This is a genomic window from Mesorhizobium sp. USDA 3734, from assembly GCF_056279665.1.
This window is the reverse complement of record NZ_JBWCCW010000001.1, coordinates 846,255-865,488: the sequence shown is the minus strand read 5'-3', so window position 1 is coordinate 865,488 and position 19,234 is coordinate 846,255. Positions and strand designations below refer to the sequence as shown.

General features: G+C 63.8%; 13 protein-coding genes. 5 read left to right on the top strand and 8 right to left on the bottom strand.

Annotation, left to right across the window (positions count from 1 at the left end; genetic code table 11):
- Window positions 1-70: 70 nt before the first annotated feature.
- From zwf to edd, 3 genes are all read left to right on the top strand, one after another.
- Complete coding sequence (gene zwf / locus ACZ89F_RS04205) at window positions 71-1,540, top strand: glucose-6-phosphate dehydrogenase (RefSeq protein WP_476090536.1); 1,470 nt, start codon at window positions 71-73, stop codon at window positions 1,538-1,540.
- Window positions 1,522-2,238, top strand: coding sequence for a 6-phosphogluconolactonase (gene pgl, locus ACZ89F_RS04200; RefSeq protein ID WP_476090535.1), 717 nt, complete (start codon window positions 1,522-1,524; stop codon window positions 2,236-2,238). Before zwf ends, pgl begins: the two co-directional genes overlap by 19 nt.
- A 71-nt stretch (window positions 2,239-2,309) precedes the next feature.
- Complete coding sequence (gene edd, locus ACZ89F_RS04195; RefSeq protein WP_476090534.1) at window positions 2,310-4,133, top strand: phosphogluconate dehydratase; 1,824 nt, start codon at window positions 2,310-2,312, stop codon at window positions 4,131-4,133.
- 67 nt (window positions 4,134-4,200) lie between these two features.
- Here the strand turns inward: edd and ACZ89F_RS04190 are convergent, their stop codons facing one another.
- The gene (locus tag ACZ89F_RS04190) at window positions 4,201-5,865 is read right to left on the bottom strand and encodes a vWA domain-containing protein (RefSeq protein ID WP_476090533.1); all 1,665 of its coding nucleotides are present in this window, start codon (window positions 5,863-5,865) and stop codon (window positions 4,201-4,203) included.
- A gap of 88 nt (window positions 5,866-5,953) precedes the next feature.
- On the bottom strand, window positions 5,954-7,348 hold the full coding sequence (locus ACZ89F_RS04185; protein ID WP_476090532.1) for a TPR end-of-group domain-containing protein: 1,395 nt from the start codon (window positions 7,346-7,348) through the stop codon (window positions 5,954-5,956).
- A gap of 239 nt (window positions 7,349-7,587) precedes the next feature.
- Between ACZ89F_RS04185 and ACZ89F_RS04180 the strand changes: the two genes are divergently transcribed.
- Entirely contained in the window at window positions 7,588-10,146 is a 2,559-nt protein-coding gene (locus ACZ89F_RS04180) for an autotransporter outer membrane beta-barrel domain-containing protein (RefSeq protein WP_476090531.1), read from the top strand.
- A 45-nt stretch (window positions 10,147-10,191) separates the two neighbouring features.
- Here ACZ89F_RS04180 and ACZ89F_RS04175 read toward each other — a convergent pair whose 3' ends face one another.
- From ACZ89F_RS04175 to ACZ89F_RS04165, 3 genes are all read right to left on the bottom strand, one after another.
- The gene (locus ACZ89F_RS04175; protein WP_013530232.1) at window positions 10,192-11,154 is read right to left on the bottom strand and encodes a GlxA family transcriptional regulator; all 963 of its coding nucleotides are present in this window, start codon (window positions 11,152-11,154) and stop codon (window positions 10,192-10,194) included.
- Between the two features lie 56 nt (window positions 11,155-11,210).
- Window positions 11,211-12,110, bottom strand: a complete 900-nt coding sequence (gene folD, locus ACZ89F_RS04170) for a bifunctional methylenetetrahydrofolate dehydrogenase/methenyltetrahydrofolate cyclohydrolase FolD (RefSeq protein WP_476090530.1) — start codon at window positions 12,108-12,110, stop codon at window positions 11,211-11,213.
- A 180-nt stretch (window positions 12,111-12,290) separates the two neighbouring features.
- Window positions 12,291-14,849: a GumC family protein gene (locus ACZ89F_RS04165; protein ID WP_476090529.1), complete on the bottom strand. Its 2,559-nt coding sequence runs from the start codon at window positions 14,847-14,849 to the stop codon at window positions 12,291-12,293.
- Window positions 14,850-15,048: 199 nt separating this feature from the next.
- Here ACZ89F_RS04165 and ACZ89F_RS04160 point away from each other — a divergent pair, with 199 nt between their 5' ends.
- Window positions 15,049-16,344, top strand: coding sequence for a lipopolysaccharide biosynthesis protein (locus tag ACZ89F_RS04160; RefSeq protein ID WP_476090528.1), 1,296 nt, complete (start codon window positions 15,049-15,051; stop codon window positions 16,342-16,344).
- Here ACZ89F_RS04160 and ACZ89F_RS04155 read toward each other — a convergent pair.
- Genes ACZ89F_RS04155 through ACZ89F_RS04145 form a run of 3 tightly spaced genes read right to left on the bottom strand, consistent with a single transcriptional unit; the run spans window position 16,341 to window position 19,224 of the window.
- On the bottom strand, window positions 16,341-17,264 hold the full coding sequence (locus tag ACZ89F_RS04155; protein ID WP_476090527.1) for a DUF6492 family protein: 924 nt from the start codon (window positions 17,262-17,264) through the stop codon (window positions 16,341-16,343). The two genes, ACZ89F_RS04160 and ACZ89F_RS04155, sit on opposite strands and share 4 nt — an antisense overlap.
- Entirely contained in the window at window positions 17,261-18,055 is a 795-nt protein-coding gene (locus ACZ89F_RS04150) for a WecB/TagA/CpsF family glycosyltransferase (RefSeq protein ID WP_476090526.1), read from the bottom strand. Before ACZ89F_RS04150 ends, ACZ89F_RS04155 begins: the two co-directional genes overlap by 4 nt.
- The gene (locus ACZ89F_RS04145; protein WP_476090525.1) at window positions 18,052-19,224 is read right to left on the bottom strand and encodes a glycosyltransferase family 4 protein; all 1,173 of its coding nucleotides are present in this window, start codon (window positions 19,222-19,224) and stop codon (window positions 18,052-18,054) included. The genes ACZ89F_RS04150 and ACZ89F_RS04145 overlap by 4 nt, the downstream gene beginning before the upstream one ends.
- Window positions 19,225-19,234 lie beyond the last annotated feature (10 nt).

The following is a 19,234-nucleotide window of genomic DNA, read 5'->3' as shown; positions in this document are numbered from 1 at the left end:
CACTGGAAAATTTAAATCGATTAGATTATATCAGCCGCGTCACAGCGACCGGCGTCAAAGCGGACAGACCATGACCAGCCAGATCATCCCCGTCGACCCTTTCGACTTCATCATTTTCGGCGGCACCGGCGATCTGTCGGAGCGCAAGCTTCTGCCGTCGCTCTACTATCGCCAGCGCGACCATCAATTCTCCGAGCCGACGCGCATCATCGGCACGTCACGCTCGAAGATGAGCGATGAGGAATTCCAGGCCTTCGCCAAGCAGGCGATCTCCGAGCATGTCAAACCGGCCGATATCGACGCCAAGGAACTGAAGACATTCCTGGCGCGCCTCTCTTATGTCTCGGCCGATGCGACAAGCGGGGCCGGATTCGACAAATTGAAGAAGGCGATCGGCGACAGCGACCGCATCCGCGCCTTCTACCTGGCGGTGGCGCCGGCGCTGTTCGGCGATATCTCGCACAAGCTGAAAGAGCACGATCTGATCACGCCAAACTCCCGCATCGTGCTGGAGAAGCCGATCGGCCGCGACCTTGCCTCGGCGCAAGCACTCAACGACCTGGTCGGCGACGATTTCCACGAAAGCCAGATCTTCCGCATCGACCACTATCTCGGCAAGGAGACGGTGCAGAACCTGATGGCGCTGCGCTTTGCCAACGCGCTCTACGAGCCGTTGTGGAACTCCGCCCATATCGACCACGTGCAGATCACCGTGGCCGAGACCGTTGGGCTGGAAGACCGCGTCACCTATTACGACAAGGCCGGCGCGCTGCGCGACATGGTGCAGAACCATATGCTGCAGCTCTTGTGCCTCGTCGCCATGGAAGCGCCATCGTCTATGGACGCCGACGCGGTGCGCGACGAGAAGCTGAAGGTGCTGCGGGCGCTGAAGCGCATCAACGGCAACGAGGCGCCGAAGCACACAGTGCGTGGCCAGTACCGCGCAGGCGCCTCGGCCAGCGGAGCTGTGAAGGGCTATGTCGAGGAGCTTGCCCACGACAGCAACACCGAGACCTTCGTCGCCATCAAGGCCGAGATCGGCACCTGGCGCTGGGCGGGCGTTCCGTTCTACCTCAGGACCGGCAAGCGGCTGGCGACGCGGGTTTCGGAAATCGTCATCGAATTCAAGCCGATCCCGCATTCGATCTTCGGCGACAGCGCTGGACCGATCTTCGCCAACCAGCTGGTCATCCGGCTGCAGCCGGACGAAGGCGTCAAGCAGTTCATCATGATCAAGGATCCGGGTCCGGGCGGCATGCGGCTGCGCCAGATCTCGCTCGATATGAGCTTCGCGCAATCCTTCGATGGCCGCGCGCCAGATGCCTATGAGCGGCTGATCATGGATGTCATCCGTGGCAACCAGACCCTGTTCATGCGCCGCGACGAAGTCGAGGCGGCGTGGAAATGGATCGACCCGATCCAGAACGCCTGGGAAAGCGCCAGACAGGAAGCGCAGGGCTATACGGCAGGCACCTGGGGTCCCTCGGCCTCTATAGCGCTGATCGAACGTGACGGGCGGACATGGCACGAGAGCAATTGAACAGCGCCGCCTATAGCTGGAACGGCTTCGCCGGGCGCCAGGAGCTGGCGGCTGCGCTTGCCGGTCATGTCGCCGGCCGCCTGACCAGGGCAATCGCCGAGCGTGGCACAGGGTTGCTCGCCGTCTCCGGCGGCACCACACCGGCAAAATTCTTCGCCGCCCTTTCGGCGATACCCATCGCCTGGGACAAGGTGATCGTGACGCTGGTCGACGAGCGTTTCGTGCCAGTCTCCTCGCCGCGCTCCAACGCCGGCCTGGTGGCGGCCAATCTGTTGCAGAATTCGGCCAAGGCGGCGCGCTTCGTGCCGCTCTACCACGAAGCCACCAGCATCGAGGATGCGGCTTCATCCGACAATGCGGCGCTGCAGTCGCTGCCCTGGCCGCTCGACGTCGTCGTGCTCGGCATGGGGCCGGACGGCCACACCGCTTCTTTCTTTCCCGATGCCGATGATCTGGCAAGACTGCTCGACCCGTCCTCCGACAGGATCGTGCTGCCGGTCCATGCGGCCAGTGCGGGCGAGCCGCGGCTGACCCTGTCGCTGGCGCGCATCGCCGATGCCGGTTTCATCGCGCTGCACATCGAAGGCGAGGACAAGCGCACCGCCTTCGACAGCGCGGTGGCACCTGGACCGCGAAAGCCAATCCGCGCCGTGCTCGATGCAGCGCGCAAGCCCGTAGAGGTTTTCTGGGCTCCCTGATTTGAACTTGCTGAGGGTCCCGGCGGACAGCTGGATTGTGTTCCGGGACCTCGCCTGAAAGGACCGACACCATGACCGCCAGACGCGACATCGAAGCCATCACCGAGCGCATCCGCCAGCGTTCAAAGCCAGGCCGCGAGCGCTATCTCAGCCGCATCGCCGAGGCATCGAACCGCACCGCCAACCGGGCCGTGCTGTCGTGCGGCAATCTCGCCCACGGCTTTGCGGTGTGCAGCCCCTCGGAAAAGCTGGCTCTGGGTGCAGACAAGGTGCCGAACCTCGGCATCATCACGTCCTACAACGACATGCTGTCGGCGCATCAGCCGTTCGAGACCTTTCCGGCGCTGATCAAGGACACGGCACGCGAAGCTGGCGGCATCGCCCAGGTGGCCGGCGGCGTGCCGGCAATGTGCGATGGCGTGACGCAAGGCCAGCCAGGCATGGAGCTGTCGCTGTTTTCGCGCGACGTCATCGCCATGGCCGCCGCGATCGGCCTGTCGCACAACATGTTCGACGCTGCCGTCTATCTCGGCGTCTGCGACAAGATCGTGCCGGGACTGGTGATCGCGGCGCTGACCTTCGGCCATCTGCCGGCAGTGTTCATTCCGGCCGGGCCGATGACGACCGGCTTGCCGAATGACGAGAAAGCCAAGGTTCGCCAGCTGTATGCCGAGGGCAAGGCAGGTCGTGCCGAACTGCTGGAGGCCGAGTCCAAATCCTACCATGGACCGGGCACCTGCACCTTCTACGGCACGGCGAATTCCAACCAGATGCTGATGGAGATCATGGGCTTGCACACGCCGGGCGCTTCCTTCGTCAACCCAGGCACGCCGCTGCGCGAGGCCTTGACCCGCGAGGCGACCAAGCGGGCGCTGGCGATCACCGCGCTTGGCAACGCCTATACGCCTGTCGGCCGGATGATCGACGAGCGCTCGATCGTCAACGGTGTTGTCGGCCTGCACGCCACCGGCGGCTCGACCAATCACACCATCCACCTGATCGCCATGGCGGCGGCGGCCGGCATCGCCATCACCTGGCAGGACATTTCCGACCTTTCGGAAGCAGTGCCACTGCTGGCCCGGGTCTATCCGAATGGTCTCGCCGACGTGAACCATTTCCATGCCGCCGGCGGGCTCGGCTTCCTGATCCGCGAACTGCTCGACGAAGGCATCCTGCACGAGGATGTGCAGACGGTATGGGGCGAAGGCCTGCGGCCCTATGCGGTCGAAGCAAAGCTGGGCGCCGATGGCAGCGTCGTGCGCGAAGCCTCGCCGCGGACAAGCGGCGACGAGAAAGTGCTGGCGCCGTTCAACAAGGCGTTCCAGGCAACCGGTGGCCTGAAGGTGCTCTCGGGCAATCTCGGCCACGCCGTCATCAAGACTTCCGCCGTCAAACCGGAGCGGCGCATCATCGAGGCGCCGGCCAAGGTCTTTGACAGCCAGCAAGGGTTGAACGAAGCGTTCAAGGCCGGCACGCTGACCGGCGACTTCATCGCCGTCATCCGCTTCCAGGGGCCGAAGGCCAACGGCATGCCGGAACTGCACAAGCTGACCACCGTGCTCGGCATCCTGCAGGATCGCGGCCAGCGCGTGGCGCTGGTCACCGACGGGCGCATGTCGGGTGCTTCCGGCAAGGTGCCGGCGGCAATCCATGTCACGCCGGAGGCGGTCGAGGACGGACCTATCGCCAGGATCCATGAAGGCGACATCATCAGGCTGGACGCCGATGCCGGAACGCTGGAAGTCTTTGTGCCGGCGCCGGAATTCGCACTGCGCCGGACGGCGGAAGCCGATCTCATCGGCAATGAATTCGGTTTCGGCCGCGAGCTGTTTGCCGGCTTCCGACAATTGGTCGGCCGCGCCGATCATGGCGCCAGCGCCTTCGGCACAGCTTGACGGAATCAGCGTCCTGTCCATGAAAAAAGGCGGCTCGTGGCCGCCCTTTTTCATGGGGTTAAGGCAGTTACTTGACGGTGACCTCGACGCGTTCGCCGGCCTTGACCGTAGCCGTACCTTCCTTTGAGCCGTTGTCGGAGGTGTCGGCGACAATCGCGTAGTCGCCGGCCGGCAAAGTGGTCTGGAACTTCGCGTCGTAATTATAGCCGATCGACTTGCGGTTGCCGTTGATGTCCTTCTTCGTCTCGAAAATCTCGATCTTCGAGGCGCCCGGCGTGGTGATAGCCAGCACGCCGGCATTCATGGCCACTTTCACATCCTGAGACTCACCGGCCTTCACCGTGAACGGCTGCTCGACCTCTGCCAACTCGACCGTCGCGATCAAAACATAATCGTCCGGCGGCAGATCGAACTTGCTGTCGGGACCATAGGCATAGGTTACTTCTTCCCTGGTCCCATCGATCTTCTTTTTCGCCTTGAACACCTTAAAGCCGATGCCCGAACCGTCGGCCTTGTCGCCGCCAGCGGTATAATAGGCGTTGGCAATGATATGCCCGACGCCGACGATGATGTCCTTCTCGACCGTTTTGCCGGCAGCGAGCTGAACCGTTTCGGTAGCCACGCCCTGGCCGATCGTAACAGTCACTTTCTCGTCGCCGGCCGGCAATACGGCTTTCGTGGTCCCATAAAAGGTCGCGGGCATGTCAGCACCCGGATAATCGATGACGACAGCCGCGCCATCGACGACATCCGCCCCCTCGCTCGGTCGCGGATGGATGATAAGCGTGCCGGCATTCAAGTTGAAGAGCGGCTTGTAGACTTGGCCTGCCTCGATCTTGACCTTCTGCTCGGTCTTGGCCTGGCCGTCACTGGCCACGACGATATAGTCGCCCGGTTCCAGATTGGCCTTGTAGGCGCCGTATTCGGTGCTGATGTAGTCGCCGCGCGTACCGTCAGGTTTCGCCTTGTAGATCTCCCAGGCGTTGCCGTCAGTGACGGGATCGCCGCCCTCGGCAAGCACCGCTATCGGCAGGAAATTGAATTCCGGTTTGGCCGGCTCCGGTGCGGGCGCCGGAGCGGGAGCCGGCTCAGGAGCAGGTGCCGGCGCTGGCCCCGCCACGGTCTCGACAAGCGCCTCCTGCAGCGCTTTCTCATCAGACGCCTGGATGTATTTGCCGCCGGTGTTGTCGGCGAGGCAGGCGATCTGCTTGCCTTCGTCGGCGGTCAGGCCGAAGCCGACGACATCGGCGGTGAAGTCGACGCCAGATGCCTCGAGCTCCTTGCCGAGCGCGCAAGGGTCGCCACCGCATGTTTCGAGCCCGTCGGTGATGAGTACGACGGTCGCCTTGTCCTCGGTGTATTTCAACGCTTCGGCCGCCTGCTTGACGGCCGCCGTCAGCGGCGTCTTGCCGAGGAACTTCAGGCTGCCGGCGGCGGCCGAGATGGCGCTGGCCGAGCCTGCCTGTGGCGGCACGATCAGCTGAATGTCGTCGCAGCTGCCCTTTTCGCGATGGCCATAGGCCATGAAGCCGATCTCATCGTCGCCGGGGACCGATTGAAGCACTGACCTCAGCGATTCACGGGCGATTTCGAGCTTGGGCTTGCCGTCGATCTGAGCCCACATCGAGCCGGAGGCATCGAGAATAATGATGACCTTGTTTGCGGCAAAGCCGAATGTCGTCATCGACAAAAGGAGGATCGCCGCAGCGACGCTCCGTGCAAGTCCCGCCATCGAAATCTCCTGAGTGAGCCACCCTGTCCGCCGGCCGAAACTATTTGAGCGCGTGTCGGGACACAAGCCCGGCCAAAGCCTCTAACGTTCAAGCGCCAAACGCTTGGGCAGGAGTGAAACCTTCGTGCTGAACGATCGCGCGATATCGAGCGTCGCCCCGCAGTCCCTTGAAGATGGGCTCGATGCGTATGCCCAGCAGGTCGTCCTCGTTGCGCCGCACTGCCTCTTCGAGGTAGCGGATCGCCTCGTCGTTGCGCCCCAGCATCGCTGCAGTGCCCGCCACCTTGTAGGCGGGTTCGAGGTTTCTTTCGTACTGGCGTAGTTGCTCGGCATACATGGCGGACAAAAGCCCCTCGCCACCGGATTGGCGCAGACCCTTCTCGGCCGCATCGGCGATGGCCTGACGAACGTTGTTGTCGGCGATCTCCGCGGCTCGCCTGTACTCGCGCAAGAAATCGGTGAACCGCCCCTGGTCGAGATAGATGGTGGCGAGATATTCGGGCGCCGAGCGCAAGTTCGGCTCGGCCTTGGCCAATTGCTGAAGGATCATCACGGCGTCATCGACGCGGCCCGCATAGAACAAAATCAACGCCTTGTTGGCAACGATGGCGCGTGACTCCGGGTTCAGCTCCTGTGCCCTGCTTATCTCGCGCAATGGGACGGCGGTTTCTCCTGAGACCATCAGGGTCAGGGCGTACCAGTGGTGGGTCTGCGCCGCATCTGGATCGAGCTCGATCGCGCGTTCGAACAGTTGCCTGGATTTGGCAAAATCCCTTGTCCAGTAGAAGGTCGTGAAGGCAAGTGCCGCATAGGCGCCGGCATGACGGGGATCGAGCATGATTGCCCGCTGCGCAGCCGCCAAGGCACGCGGATAGGCTTCGTTCGCCGGCATCAATGTGAACTGGCTGACGGTGTTGTAAGCTTCTGCGAGCTTGACATAGGCGTCGGCATAGTTCGGGTCGAGCATGGTCGCCTCGGTCAGCAGCTGGATGGCGTGAGTGAAGCCATCGGCCTGTCGGGTGCCGAGATGGTAGACGGCATCGAGATAGAGATCCTGAGCCCTGGGCTCAGGCCTGTAGACCACTCGGACTGGCGGTGCATCAGCACTTTGGACGGCCAGCGTGCCCGCAATCGCCAGCAGCACCAAAGCGACCGCACCAACCGCCAGCAGCGACCGTCGCGGTAATGTCGACAAACTAGCCCGGATGCTCGGAGCGATCGTTTCCGAAACGGTGACCACGGGCTGTATGCCCGGTTCCTCGGCCAAGGCCTCGACGTCGTCGGGCAAGATGGTCTCTCCGCCGTGCAGCCATCGCTCTAGCTCATCAGTGTAGGCAAAGACCAGGTTCCTGGCGCCACCGGAAATCCGGTGCACGGGCAGCCCACGTTGCCGCTCCCAGCGCCGCACGGTGCGCTCGTCTCGCCCGAAGAACGCGGCAATTTCCTTCCAGTCGCGCAAGCGACGGTCGCTTTTGCTGTTCAACCCATGATCCCGCTGTCCCCTAATGCCCGCATCTGCCCGTATTAGCCGGACGCTTCCGGTGCCGCGCAGAGGCTAGCATTGCCCCATCAAATCCGAAGCTTCGCCGTCAACCGACAACTTTCGTGAAGCACCAACACCGTTTGACGGCAGCGAATTCAAACCCGGGAGAATAGTGGGGCATGGACGTTGTGACTGCAAGGGGTGGGACAGGCACGTGCATACGAGACAGCAGACGACGCTTGCGGCTTTGGCGCTGTCTGGCAGCCAGCAGCGCGCTTGGCACGCTGAGCGCACTTTGTCATCCCGTTCAAGCGGCAGATGTAGAGATCACCGCCAATTTGGGGGCGGTCGATCTCGACGCGGCGAGCGGCAGCAGCGTGCGGGTTTTCCCGGGCGCGGCGGTTTTCGGCGGCATGAGCCCCGGAATGAATGCCACGATCGCGCCCTGGCAGGTGCAAAATGACGGCAGTATTACGGGCTCGAACGCCTTGGTGCTCAGGAAGGGCGGGCAACTCGACAACTCCGCCGGCGCAATGATCGAAGGCAATTTCAGCGGCGCGATTTTTGGCACGTCCGGCGGCCCGGCAGCAATGGCAACCGTCAACAACCATGGCACGATCAACGGCAAGACAGTCGAGGGTGTGACCATCTACGGCGGCGGCATCGTGACCAACTACGAAGGCGCGACGATTTCGGCGACGTCGAGTGGCAATGCGCTCTCGCTGTCTGGGGGCTCGCAGCGAACGGTCATCAACAGCGGCAAGATTGTCAACAACGGGACCGGCAACTTCTCAACAGGCGTCTTTTTCCAGGGCGGTCCCGGATCGATCACCAACAATGCCACCGGTGAGATCGAAGGCGGGTACAATGGCATCTTCGCCAATGGCTCGGGGACATCGCTGACGGTAATCAATGCCGGAAGCATTCGGTCGACCATAGGAGGGGCGGTCGAGATGAGCGGCGGCGGCTCGCTTATCAACAGCGGAACCATCAGCTCCGCCGCGACCGGCGTTGTGTTCAGCAGAACCGGGACGATCACCAACAGCGGCACCATCGGCTCGACTGGCGGCGGACTGGCAATCCGGTTCAGCGGCGCGTTCGCGCATACGCTGATCCTCGATACCGGTTCCGTCCTCAACGGCAATGTGCAAGGCGGCACCGCGGTCGATGCGCTGCAGATGACCGGCAGCGGCAGTGAATCCGTTGCCAAATTCCTGGGTTTCGAGACATTGGCCATGCAAGGTACCAATTGGGAGCTGACCGGCATCGGCAGCGTCTCGACCAGCGCGGCGGTCGAGACAGGCCTGCTGCGCGTCAATGGAAGGCTGACCGCTCCCACGGTCACCGTCAGCAACGGTGCCAAGCTCGGCGGCGCGGGCACGATCGTCGGCGCTGTCACCAACAACGGCACCATCGCCGCTGGCAACTCGATCGGCAACTTGTCGGTACAAGGCAGCGTCATCTTCAATGCCGGATCGACGCTTGAGGTCGAAGCCAATCCCGCCGGCCAGGCGGATCTCGTCGACATCACTGGCACGACCACGATCAATGGAGGGACCGTCCAGGTGCTTGCCGCCGGCGGCACCTATTCGCCCTCCACCATCTACACGATCGTTTCAACCACAGCCGGCCGCACCGGTTTCTTCTCAGCCGCTACCTCGAACTTCGCCTTCCTGGCGCCGATCCTCACCTACGATGCCAACAACGTCTATCTGACTCTGGAGCGCAACAGCATCGACCTTGATGCGATTGGCGGCACGCTCAACCAACGAGCAACCGGCGCAGGCGTGCAGGCGCTCGGCGGCGGCGACGCTATTTTCGATGCCGCGCTGATGCTGGACGTTCCCGGCGCGCGGGCCGCTTTCGACCAGCTCTCCGGTGAAATCCACGCCTCGACCGCGGGTCTCATGCTGGACGACAGCCGTTTCGTGCGCGAAGCAGCGCTCGACCATGTCCGCCAGGCCAGTGGTCTCGGAGCACCGGGACCGTGGGCCCAGGCCTATGGTGCCTTCAGCAGCCGCGATAGCGATGGCAATGCTGCCGACTTCGGCGCTCATTCCGGCGGGTTCTTCGCCGGCGTCGATGCGCCGATCGCCGACGATATCCGCCTCGGGGCTCTGACAGGCTATGGCCTCGCCACCTTCGATGCCGACGATCGGGCTTCCAGCGGGTCGGCCGACAGCATCCATCTGGCGGTCTACGGTGCCGGCCAGTGGGGCGATTTTGGCCTGCGCGGCGGCGCGGCATACGCTTGGCAAACGATCGAAACGGATCGGGCGGTCGCCTTCCCCGGTTTCTCCGACAGGCTTTCAGCCAAGTACAACGGCCACACTGGCCAGGTCTTCGGCGAGGCCGGATATTCCTTCCACATGAACCGCATGACCATCGAGCCGACAGCGGCGCTGGCTTATGTCAATACGGGAAGCGACGCCTTCAGGGAAGATGGTGGCGACAGCGCTCTGGTCAGCGACGGCCTCGACAACGCGGTGACGTTTTCGACGCTGGGCGTGAGAGGATCGGCGGCGTTCGACCTCGGCGGCATGGCGGCTACGGCTCGCGGATTTGTCGGCTGGCGCCATGCCTTCGGCGATACAATCCCGACGATGGGATTGGCTTTTACCGGGCAGTCTCCCTTCACCATCGCCGGTACGCCGATCGCCGATAATGCCGCTCTGATCGACTTTGGCCTCGACATCCAGACAAGTGCCGCCTCGCGGCTCGGCCTCAGCTATTCTGGACAGTTCGGCGACGGCACGACCAGCCAGAGCCTGAAGGCCGGACTGCGCGTCGACTTTTGACGCATGTCTCGCGAAGTTATTTGATCGCGACATTCATCGGCAGGCTCAGTAGGTCGTGCGGCGCTCTTCCGAGGGCGGCCTGCCGAATTGCAGCCGGTAGCTCTGGGCGAAGTAGGAATGCGAGGTGAAGCCAGTCGCGATCGCCACGTCGAGGATCGGCATATTGGTCTGGCGCAGCAATTCGCGCGCCCGCTCCAGCCGCAGCCGCATGTAATAGCGGCCAGGCGTGACGCTGAGATGGCGCAGGAACAGGCGCTCGACCTGGCGCACCGACAGGCCGGCGGATTTTGCCAGTTGCACGGCCGACAGCGGCTCGTCGAGGTGATCGGCCATCAATTCGACGATGCGCCTGAGCTTCTCCGACTTGCCGGTCAGGTCGCGTTCCGGCCCGACACGCTGGCGGTCTCCGGCCGAGCGGATGCGTTCGTGCTGGAACTGGTTGGCGACGCCATTGGCGAGGTTCGAGCCGAAATCGCCGCGCACAATCTCCAGCATCAGGTCGATCGAGGTGGTGCCGCCGGCGCAGGTGTAGCGCTTGCGATCGATCTCGAAGACATTGCCGGTGCAGTTGATGTCGGGGAACCGTTCGACGAAGCCGGCACGGTTTTCCCAATGGATGGTGCAGCGATAGCCCTCGAGCTGGCCGGCCTCGGCCAGCAGGTAGGAACCGACCGACAAGGCACCGAGCGCATTGCCGCGGCGGCCCCAGCTGCGCAATGCCGCCAGCACCTTGCTCTTGCCGGGAAATTCCGTCGTCAGCCCGACCGAGACGAAGAGGATGTCGACCGGCGGCAGGTCGGCAACGGCATAGTCGATCTTGAGCGGCAGGCCATTGGAGGCCATCACCGGATCGCCGTCAGCCGACACCGTGGTCCAGCCGTAGAAGTCGCGGCCGAGCAGCCGGTTCGCCGACCGGAACGTGTCGATGGCCGCGGCCAGCGAGAACATGGAGAACTTGTCGACCAGCAGGAAAGCGAACTGCCGGCCGCCTTGAACGGGATCAGTCATGACCGGCCGTTCTGAGGGAACACTGGGGTTCGGCAAAGCTGCGGCTTTCTGGCGGGTCAGAAGGACGGCCGTTTCAATCCGGCCGCAAGGTAGGCAGAGGCTAACGTATTGGCCATCAGCATGGCAATGGTCATCGGGCCGACACCGCCGGGCACCGGCGTGATGGCGCCGGCGGCCTTGGCCGCTTCGGCATAGGCGACATCGCCGACGAGGCGCGACTTGCCCTCGCCCTTTTCCGGTGCCGGAATGCGGTTGATGCCGACATCGATGACGGTCGCGCCGGGCTTCACCCAATCGCCCCTGATCATCTCCGGCCGGCCGACAGCCGCGACAAGAATATCGGCGGTGCGGGCCAGTGCCGGCAGATCCCTGGTGCGGCTGTGGGCGATGGTGACGGTGCAGTTGGCGGCAAGCAGGAGGTTGGCCATCGGCTTGCCGACGATGTTGGAGCGACCGACCACCACGGCATTGAGGCCGGACAGGTCCTTGCCGCGCACCCGCTCGATCAAAAGCATCGAGCCCGCCGGCGTGCAAGGCACGAAGGCGGTCTCGAGTTCACCGGTGCCGAGCTTGCCGACATTGATGAAATGGAAGCCGTCGACATCCTTTTCCGGCGCGATGGTCTGGATGATCTTGCCGGCGTCGATATGGGCCGGCAGCGGAAGCTGTACCAGGATGCCGTTGATGGCCGGATCGGCGTTGAGGTCGCCGATGATCTTCAGCAATGCCTGTTCGGAGGTTTCGGCCGGCAGCGTGTGCTGGACGGAATGAAAGCCGCATTCCTTGGCGGTGCGTGATTTGGAGGCGACATAGACCTGGCTGGCCGGATCCTCGCCGACGATGACCACGGCAAGACCGGGCTTGGCGTTGCCTTTGGCAACCAGCTCGGCCGTCAGGGCCTTGACCGTCCGCACCACGTCTTCGGCGACACTCTTACCATCAATCACTTCGGCCATGGACCACCCTCAACACCAAAATGCCCAAGCGCGTCGCTTCCGGAAGCGACGCGCTTTTTGATCTTTCACAGCGTGGCATTTTCACGAAAATTCCAACACGCAATCCCGCCAAAGCGCCTTCCCATGCCGTTTACGCGAAACCGGCATGTTTTTGTACGGCACCGCGAAGAATTTTGTGGCTCAGAAATACCGGCGGCGCGCGCGGCTCTCAGTGAGTTCGCGGACCGCTTCACGGAATTCGCGCAGGCTGGCGCGGATTTCCTCGATTGGCGCCTGCTGCTCAACGTCCTGCGGCGGGTTCACCGATCGCTGAGGCGCCTGCTGCGGCGGAATGCGCGGCTGCGGATAGGATTCAGAAGCAGGCTGAGGCGGATAGGCCTGCTGTCCGGCATTGGGGGCGGGCATGGACTGCGGATGGGGATGGCCGGGCTGCTGCGTGTAGGCCAATGGCTGCGCATAGGGATAGAGCTGCGGGCCCGAATATGGTCGCTGCGGCACCATGTGTGGAGGCAATGGCGGCTGCGCCATCTGCTGCGCATAGGGGGCCTGGGCGTCCGGCTGGAAAGGCGGCGGCGGATAGGCTGCCGCAAGCGGCTGTCGAGACGCAAAGGCCGGCGCCGACTGGGGATAGGCGGGGTACGCCGGATCCTGCGTTGGCTTCCCGTTTTCAGCAGAGACCCACTCGGTATCGAACGGCTCCGCCGGGGACGGCGTGCGCGACACGGACTTGTGCAGCCTCGACAGCAAGGCACCGATCCGGCCGGAACCTTCGGCCGACGCGACCTCAGCCTGCTGGACAGGCGGTGGTGCTGCCGGCGGTGGCGGCGCAGGTGGTAGCGGTGCAGGCGGGGGTGTCGATGGCTGCAGTACTGGTGGTTGTGGCGGCGCCGGGGGTGCTGCCCGATATGGCTTGTCTTCGTAGGGCGTCCGGCGTTCATCCATGCTGCGGTCGCGGCGCGATCGCGAATTGGCTGTGTCGCGCAGGCTCTCATAGGCGCCGCGCATGGCGCCCAGCCCAATCCCGGAGGCAAAGCCCAGCAACAGGCCGGCAAGCGCCACCACGACCCGCGACGGCCCGTTCGGCTCGAGTGGCGCGAAGGCCTTCGAGATCACATTGATGTTGGCGGTGTTGATGTCCTTCTGCTCACCGGTCTCCTTGGCACGCAGCAGGTACTGTTCGTAGACGGAACGCTTGGCGGTAGCCTCGCGCTCCAGTTCGCGCATCGACACCAGATCGCTGTTGACGTCGCCGCTGCGGACCTTGAGCTGAGCCAGACGAGAAGCGAGATCCTGTTCGAGCTGGACGGCACGCTTGAGGTCGACCTGCAGCGATGAGCCGATGCGGCGCAACTCCGCGGCGATGCGGTCGCGTGCGCCGGCAATCTGGGCATTGAGCGCCTGGAGTTCGGGGTGACGCGGGCCGAACCGGATGGCGGCGCGGTCGGCTTCCTGCTTCAGCGACGCATATTGCGAACGCAGGTCGCTCATCGTGTTGGAGTTGATCTCCTCCGGCAAGGTGCCAGTGAGAACCGAATTGACGTCGACCGAACGCGCCGAGGCCGCCCGGGCGTTGAGTTCCAGGGTGCGGGCGCGGGCAACCGACAGCTGCTCGTTGAGTTTCAGCATCTCATCATCGCTGATGAGGTGACCCTGCGCATCGACAAGGTCATGCGTGGCCCTGAAATCCTCGACCTTGCGCTCAGCCGCCTCGACGCCCTTGCGCAGCTCGTCCAGCCTGGCCGTCAGTTCGTCGGTGGCGCGGCCGGCGGTGTCCGACTGGATCTGGCCGAAGGTCTGCAGGAAGACATCCGTCATCGTGTTGGCGATGAGGGCCGATTTCTCGCCATTTTGCGTGGTGGCGCTGACGGTGATGACGAAGGTCTTGCCGCCGCGCTCGACCGAAAGGCTCTCAGCCAGATTGCCGACGGCAAGCGCACGGCGGCGGGTGTCGTCGACACCCCCCGGCCCGTCATTGCGAGACAGGATGGAGCGGATGAGCGACATGACGCTGAGGCCGCCGCTGCCTTGCCCATTGAATTCCGGGTCGTTGACGAGATTGAGCTTGTCGACGACCTTGTTGAGAACAGTGCCTGACGTCAGCACCCGGACCTGGTTTTCGACGATGGCCAGCGTCGCGTCCGAAGCAACGACCGACTGGGTGAGGTCACGGTCGGTGAGCTTCAGGTCGCGCGGATCGACGATCAGTTCGGTGGTGGCTTCGTATTTCTTCGGCGTCGACAGCGCGATGGCAATGCCGAGCGCGGCACCCAGTATCGTCGTCGTCACGATCAGCAGCTTCGACTTGCCAACACCACGCACGACCTGCATCGGATCGATCAGCGGCTTCCATTGCTGGCTGTCGGCGCCGTCATTGTGGGAAGCCGGTGCGGCGCCTGAATGGTAACGTTCGGAGGCCCGATCGGAGGCGCCTGCGGTTTCAGCAGCAACAGACTGTGTCCGTGGCGTGGTTTGCGCATGGGTCGCCGACGAGGCTGGCTCGTAGCCAGCCTGATAGCCGTCTGTCGCGACCGAATCCGACAGCTTCGGGTTCGTCCGCGTTTCGCGCCGTGAACGGGCGAGGCGATGGCGGGTGGCCGCATCCTCGCGCCATGACGGGTCTGCCCGATCCCCGATCGAGACCAGGGACGCGTCGGGTTCGTCGTCGCCGCGCACAGCCTGGCCAAGCGCCAGCAACGAGCGCTCGCGCTTCCAGTCTTCGCGGTTTTCCCTGTCGACCATCGTCTGGAACTTTACCCTTGGCGACCTGCGAACGGCGATTGGCCATTCGTTAAGCCACGCTAAACAGGCATGGAAAACAAAAGGTTAATTTTCCCACGCCGAGCCTGCGGTTTCTCTCTTCGGTTGCATCTATTTTCGACACAACCTTAGGCCCCCAGAACCGCACGTTAAGTTTTCCGGCCTAGGCTCTCGATGAGACATGACGCAGGCCAGTGACATACCGCAAAGGCGGCCCCTCGCCCGGATCGGCACCTTTTTGGCCGAACGACGGGGGCTGCTTCGCGACTATTTCTCGGCGATCAGCGGCGCCGGTGGGCGACTGGTGTTTTCACTCGCCTATTTCATCGCGCTGGCCAACACGCTGTCCATTTCCGAGTTCGGCATGTTCGCCACCGCATCGGCGGCCGGCGTCATGCTGTCGCGTATCCTCGCCTTCGGTTTCATCTCGGCACTCTACCGCACCGCCACCATCCGCCCCAATCTGATCGGCACCTTCACCGCCGGCTTCCTGGTGCTCGGCGTGCTGTCGCTGCCGCTGCTGGCCGCGGCTTCGTTCGGCGTCTATCTGATTTTCTTCGCCGACACCGTGCCGCTGTCGGTGTTTGCGGCAATCGTCTTTGCCGAAGCGCTGTTGTGGCGGCCGGTGGAGGTGGCGCTGATCGTCAACAACGGTCTGGGCAAGTTCGGCCGCGCCGCGCTGCTGGCTATCCTGGCGACAGCGCTGCGGGCGCTCGGCGCGGTGCTGTTCATGATCTCCGCGCAACACAGCGTCTGGGTATGGTCGTGGTTCTATATCGGCGCCAACGCCGCCTCGTTGCTGATCGCCTTCAGCTTCTTCTACCCGCGCCAGCGGCTGCGGCTGCGCACCGAGCTTTATCTCAGGCGATTGGCCGATTCGATCTATGTGGCTGGCGCCGAAGTGCTGTTCTACCTGCAGATGGAGTTCGACAAGCTGCTGGTGCTGGCGATCGGCGGCCCGCATCTGGCCGGTATCTACGCCATCATCATGCGGCTGGTCGACCTGACGGCCATTCCGATCCGTACCTTCTCGATGATGCTGGTGCAGCGCATGATGCGCGCGCCGGAATTGCTGTCGCGGCTGGCGGTCAAGAGCGGCATCGAAGGCGGCGTGTTCGCGGTCTCGACGCTGGCGCTGCTGACGCTTGGCATCGTGCTGCATTTCTTCCCCAATGCGCTCGGCAAGAATGTCGCCGAGGCCGCCCCGCTGGTCGTGCTGGCGATCTGCGTGCCGGGACTGCGCAATCTGGTCGAATACCAGGCCGAGCTTTTGTTCGCACGCGGCCAGACGCTGGTGAGGGCGCTCAATCTCGGCCTGCTCGCCGGGCTGAAGGCGCTGCTTTTGACCTATGTGCTGACGACCATCCTCGACACGCCGAACCTGGTGCTGTCGCTCAATGTCGTCTTCCTGCTTTTGTATCTCGCCTCGACGCTGCTCACCTATTCGGCGATGCGCAAGCCGGCCAAACCCGTCTAATCCAACCCAATCAGACGGCGGATGCGGCCGATATCGGTGCCGATGAAGGACTGCATGCCGATCGCCACCTGCTCCGGCGCCATGGCGGCAACGAAGCGGCGGAACTCGTCATCCGACAGCGCCTCGCCGGTCCAGTGCACACGGCAGAACTCCTCCGAGCCGTGGAAGTGGCCGGCGCCCTGCAGCAGATCGTCGACGTAGCGGCCGTAGATCATGCATTCGGAGAATTTGCGCGCCGAGCCGACGACCTCGACCCAGTTGCGGCCATGGACCCTTTCGATCTCGCCGCACATCGCCAGCACGGTGTCGCGCCGCCAGGCGATCAGCGTCGAGATATAGTCGTGGGTCGATGTCCGGGAGGGCTCGATGCCGAGCGCCGCCCCCGCGTTGCGCGACCAGATGCGATGCTCTTCATGGCCTTCGTTCGCCAGCACGCCGTCCCGACGGAACAGCCGCGCCTTGCCGTCATGACAGAAAGCGCCACAGTCGAAAGGTTTGAGAAAGGCGACATCGGAATCACAGAAGATCAGCACATCTTCGGATGCTTGTGCTGATATGGCGATGCGGCGCAGCTGCTGCACGTGCCAGCCACGCAGCGGCTGGGTCTTCAGGCTGAGCCAGACGCGCCGGCGAAACAGGCTGAGCGGATCGTCGAAGGCGTGCAGCCAACGCGGCAACAGATCACGCTCATCGATGACGCTCCGATGGCCGGTCTCCAACTGTCGGAAAAGCTCGATATCGCGATGTTCGACCAGGATATAGTGGTGCGCCGCGCCGGAAACGTGGCGATCAACTGTCTCGCACAGCAGGCGGCAGCGCTCGAAATCAGGCGCGTAGCTTGCCGTCACTATTGCCGCCGTCGGTGTCCGCCGAAGCGGGCTCGGTTCGACAGCGGCGCCTGGAACGAACCTGCTGTTCACTGGCTGTCCCTCGCTGCTTCTGGTGTACCCGAGAATTTCTGCCTGACGACGCGCAACAGGAACAGAGGATTGCCGACCACATAGCGGCGCCACAGGCGGCCCGGTTCGACCGCCAACCGAAACAGCCATTCGAGCCGCAACCGGCGCATCCATAAGGGTGCCCGGGGCACCGAGCCGCTCAGGAAGTCAAGCAACGCGCCGACGGCGATCGGCAGCGTGCAGTGGCGCGCGTCGATATGGCGCGCGATCCACAATTCCTGTCGCGGCACGCCCATGGCGACGAGCAGCACGTCCGGCCGCAGGGTTGCAATCCGTTCGACGATCTCCGGCTCCTGCGAAGCGGAGAAAAAGCCATCATGGATGACTACGAAACTATGTTGGACGGCAATCGCCGCCAGTTTCTTTGATGCCGCTTCGGCATTGACGCGGGTGGCCCCGAGCAGAGCCACAGTCAGCGGCTGGGTCGAGGCCTGCAGGAAGGCCGGCACGAAATCGGTACCATTGAGATTGTCCGGGAAAGGCGCGCCGTAGAGGACTTTCGCCGCGAGATCGACACCAACGCCATCGGGCAGGATGAGAAAGTCATCCAGCGCCTTGGCGAAGACCGGATCCGTGCAGGCCATATTGGCATTATGGGCGTTGAGGAAGGTGACCTTGGTAAAACGACGCTCTTTGGTCAATCGCGTCAGCAGGGCCATGGCCTCATCCCAACGGATCGCGAGCACCGGGATGCCGAGGATCGTTCTCAAGGTGTCGCGCCCCGAGGCGGCACGGGTGGAGTGCATATTCATGCAAACGCCTCCTGCCTGACAGGCCCGAGCTTTTCGAGGCCTAGCCGGATGGCGGCGTCGAGCGCCTTGACCTGCGAACGCCGGAATGCGCTGCCGTCGACGTCGCGGATGTCGGCCGCCGCGGCCTCCAGAGCCCTGGCGAAGGCAGCGGGATCGTCGGTGACGACACAATTCGCCGGGCGATGCTCGATGCCGCGCAGCGACCGACTGGTGGCGACGGACGGCAGGCCGAGTTCGAAGGTTTCGATGGTCTTCAGCTGGACGCCGCTGCCGGCGGTGCTGATCAGCGGGATGACGGCGGCGCCGCGTACGAAGGCCTGCGCGTCGGGCACGCGGCCGACAAATTCGACACCGGGATGCTTCGACGTAACACCGGAAGGCATACTGCCGGCGACGCGGATGCGAAAACCGGAGCGTAGATGCGGTACGACCTTGCCCAGGAACCAGTCGAGGCCGATGCGGTTCGGCTGCCAGGTCCAGGTGCCGATCAGGGCGGCGTCGCAGTCGATGCGGCGCGGGCTTTTCCGGGTTGGCGCCGCTGCGCCGGTCACCAAAGGCAGCACCGCCGAGCGGTCGTCCGAGGCGACACCGAGTGCGGCGCGGTCTTCCTCGGCCAGCGTGAAGACGAAGCGCGCCCGTCGACAGAGACGTTCTTCCACGGTCTTGAGCAACCTCGCCTCGCGGCGGAACAGCAGGCGCTGGAAGAGGCTTCCGGCCGCAGCGGCATTCTCCCGCGCCGAAAGATGCTCGACATTGTGGGCAACGAAGATCGAAGGCCGGTCAGCGAACAGCTTTTCGAAGGCACCGGCGAACTGCACGGAATTCAACACGTAGCCGTCAAACGGGCCGGTGCGCTCGACAGCAGCAAGTACATCGCCGTCGGACACCGCGCGCAACTTGACCGACGCAAAGGTGAGGCCCGAAAGCAGCGCCTTGCCGACCCAGGCCAGCTTTTGCCGTGCCGATGCATTGTCCGTGCGCACGTCGATCGCACCCAGCACCACGGTGTTTTCGGGATCGGCCGCGGGTTTCCCCGGCCAGGTGAAGCCGATGACGGTGACGCGCGCGCCAGCGCGCCGCAAGGCAGCTATGATCGCGGCGTTGGCAATCTCGTAGCCCGAGGCGAGAGCGCCGTCGGGCACGATCGATGTGGCGAACAGCAGATGCATCTCACCTATC

Bases quoted from the DNA above. Each gene is read 5' to 3' on its own strand.
- zwf (WP_476090536.1), top strand. From the start codon at position 71: ATGACCAGCCAGATCATCCCCGTCGACCCTTTCGACTTCATCATTTTC.
- ACZ89F_RS04150 (WP_476090526.1), bottom strand. From the start codon at position 18,055: ATGAATATGCACTCCACCCGTGCCGCCTCGGGGCGCGACACCTTGAGA.
- ACZ89F_RS04145 (WP_476090525.1), bottom strand. From the start codon at position 19,224: ATGCATCTGCTGTTCGCCACATCGATCGTGCCCGACGGCGCTCTCGCC.
- ACZ89F_RS04160 (WP_476090528.1), top strand. From the start codon at position 15,049: ATGACGCAGGCCAGTGACATACCGCAAAGGCGGCCCCTCGCCCGGATC.
- edd (WP_476090534.1), top strand. From the start codon at position 2,310: ATGACCGCCAGACGCGACATCGAAGCCATCACCGAGCGCATCCGCCAG.
- ACZ89F_RS04190 (WP_476090533.1), bottom strand. From the start codon at position 5,865: ATGGCGGGACTTGCACGGAGCGTCGCTGCGGCGATCCTCCTTTTGTCG.
- pgl (WP_476090535.1), top strand. From the start codon at position 1,522: ATGGCACGAGAGCAATTGAACAGCGCCGCCTATAGCTGGAACGGCTTC.
- ACZ89F_RS04165 (WP_476090529.1), bottom strand. From the start codon at position 14,849: ATGGTCGACAGGGAAAACCGCGAAGACTGGAAGCGCGAGCGCTCGTTG.
- ACZ89F_RS04175 (WP_013530232.1), bottom strand. From the start codon at position 11,154: ATGACTGATCCCGTTCAAGGCGGCCGGCAGTTCGCTTTCCTGCTGGTC.
- folD (WP_476090530.1), bottom strand. From the start codon at position 12,110: ATGGCCGAAGTGATTGATGGTAAGAGTGTCGCCGAAGACGTGGTGCGG.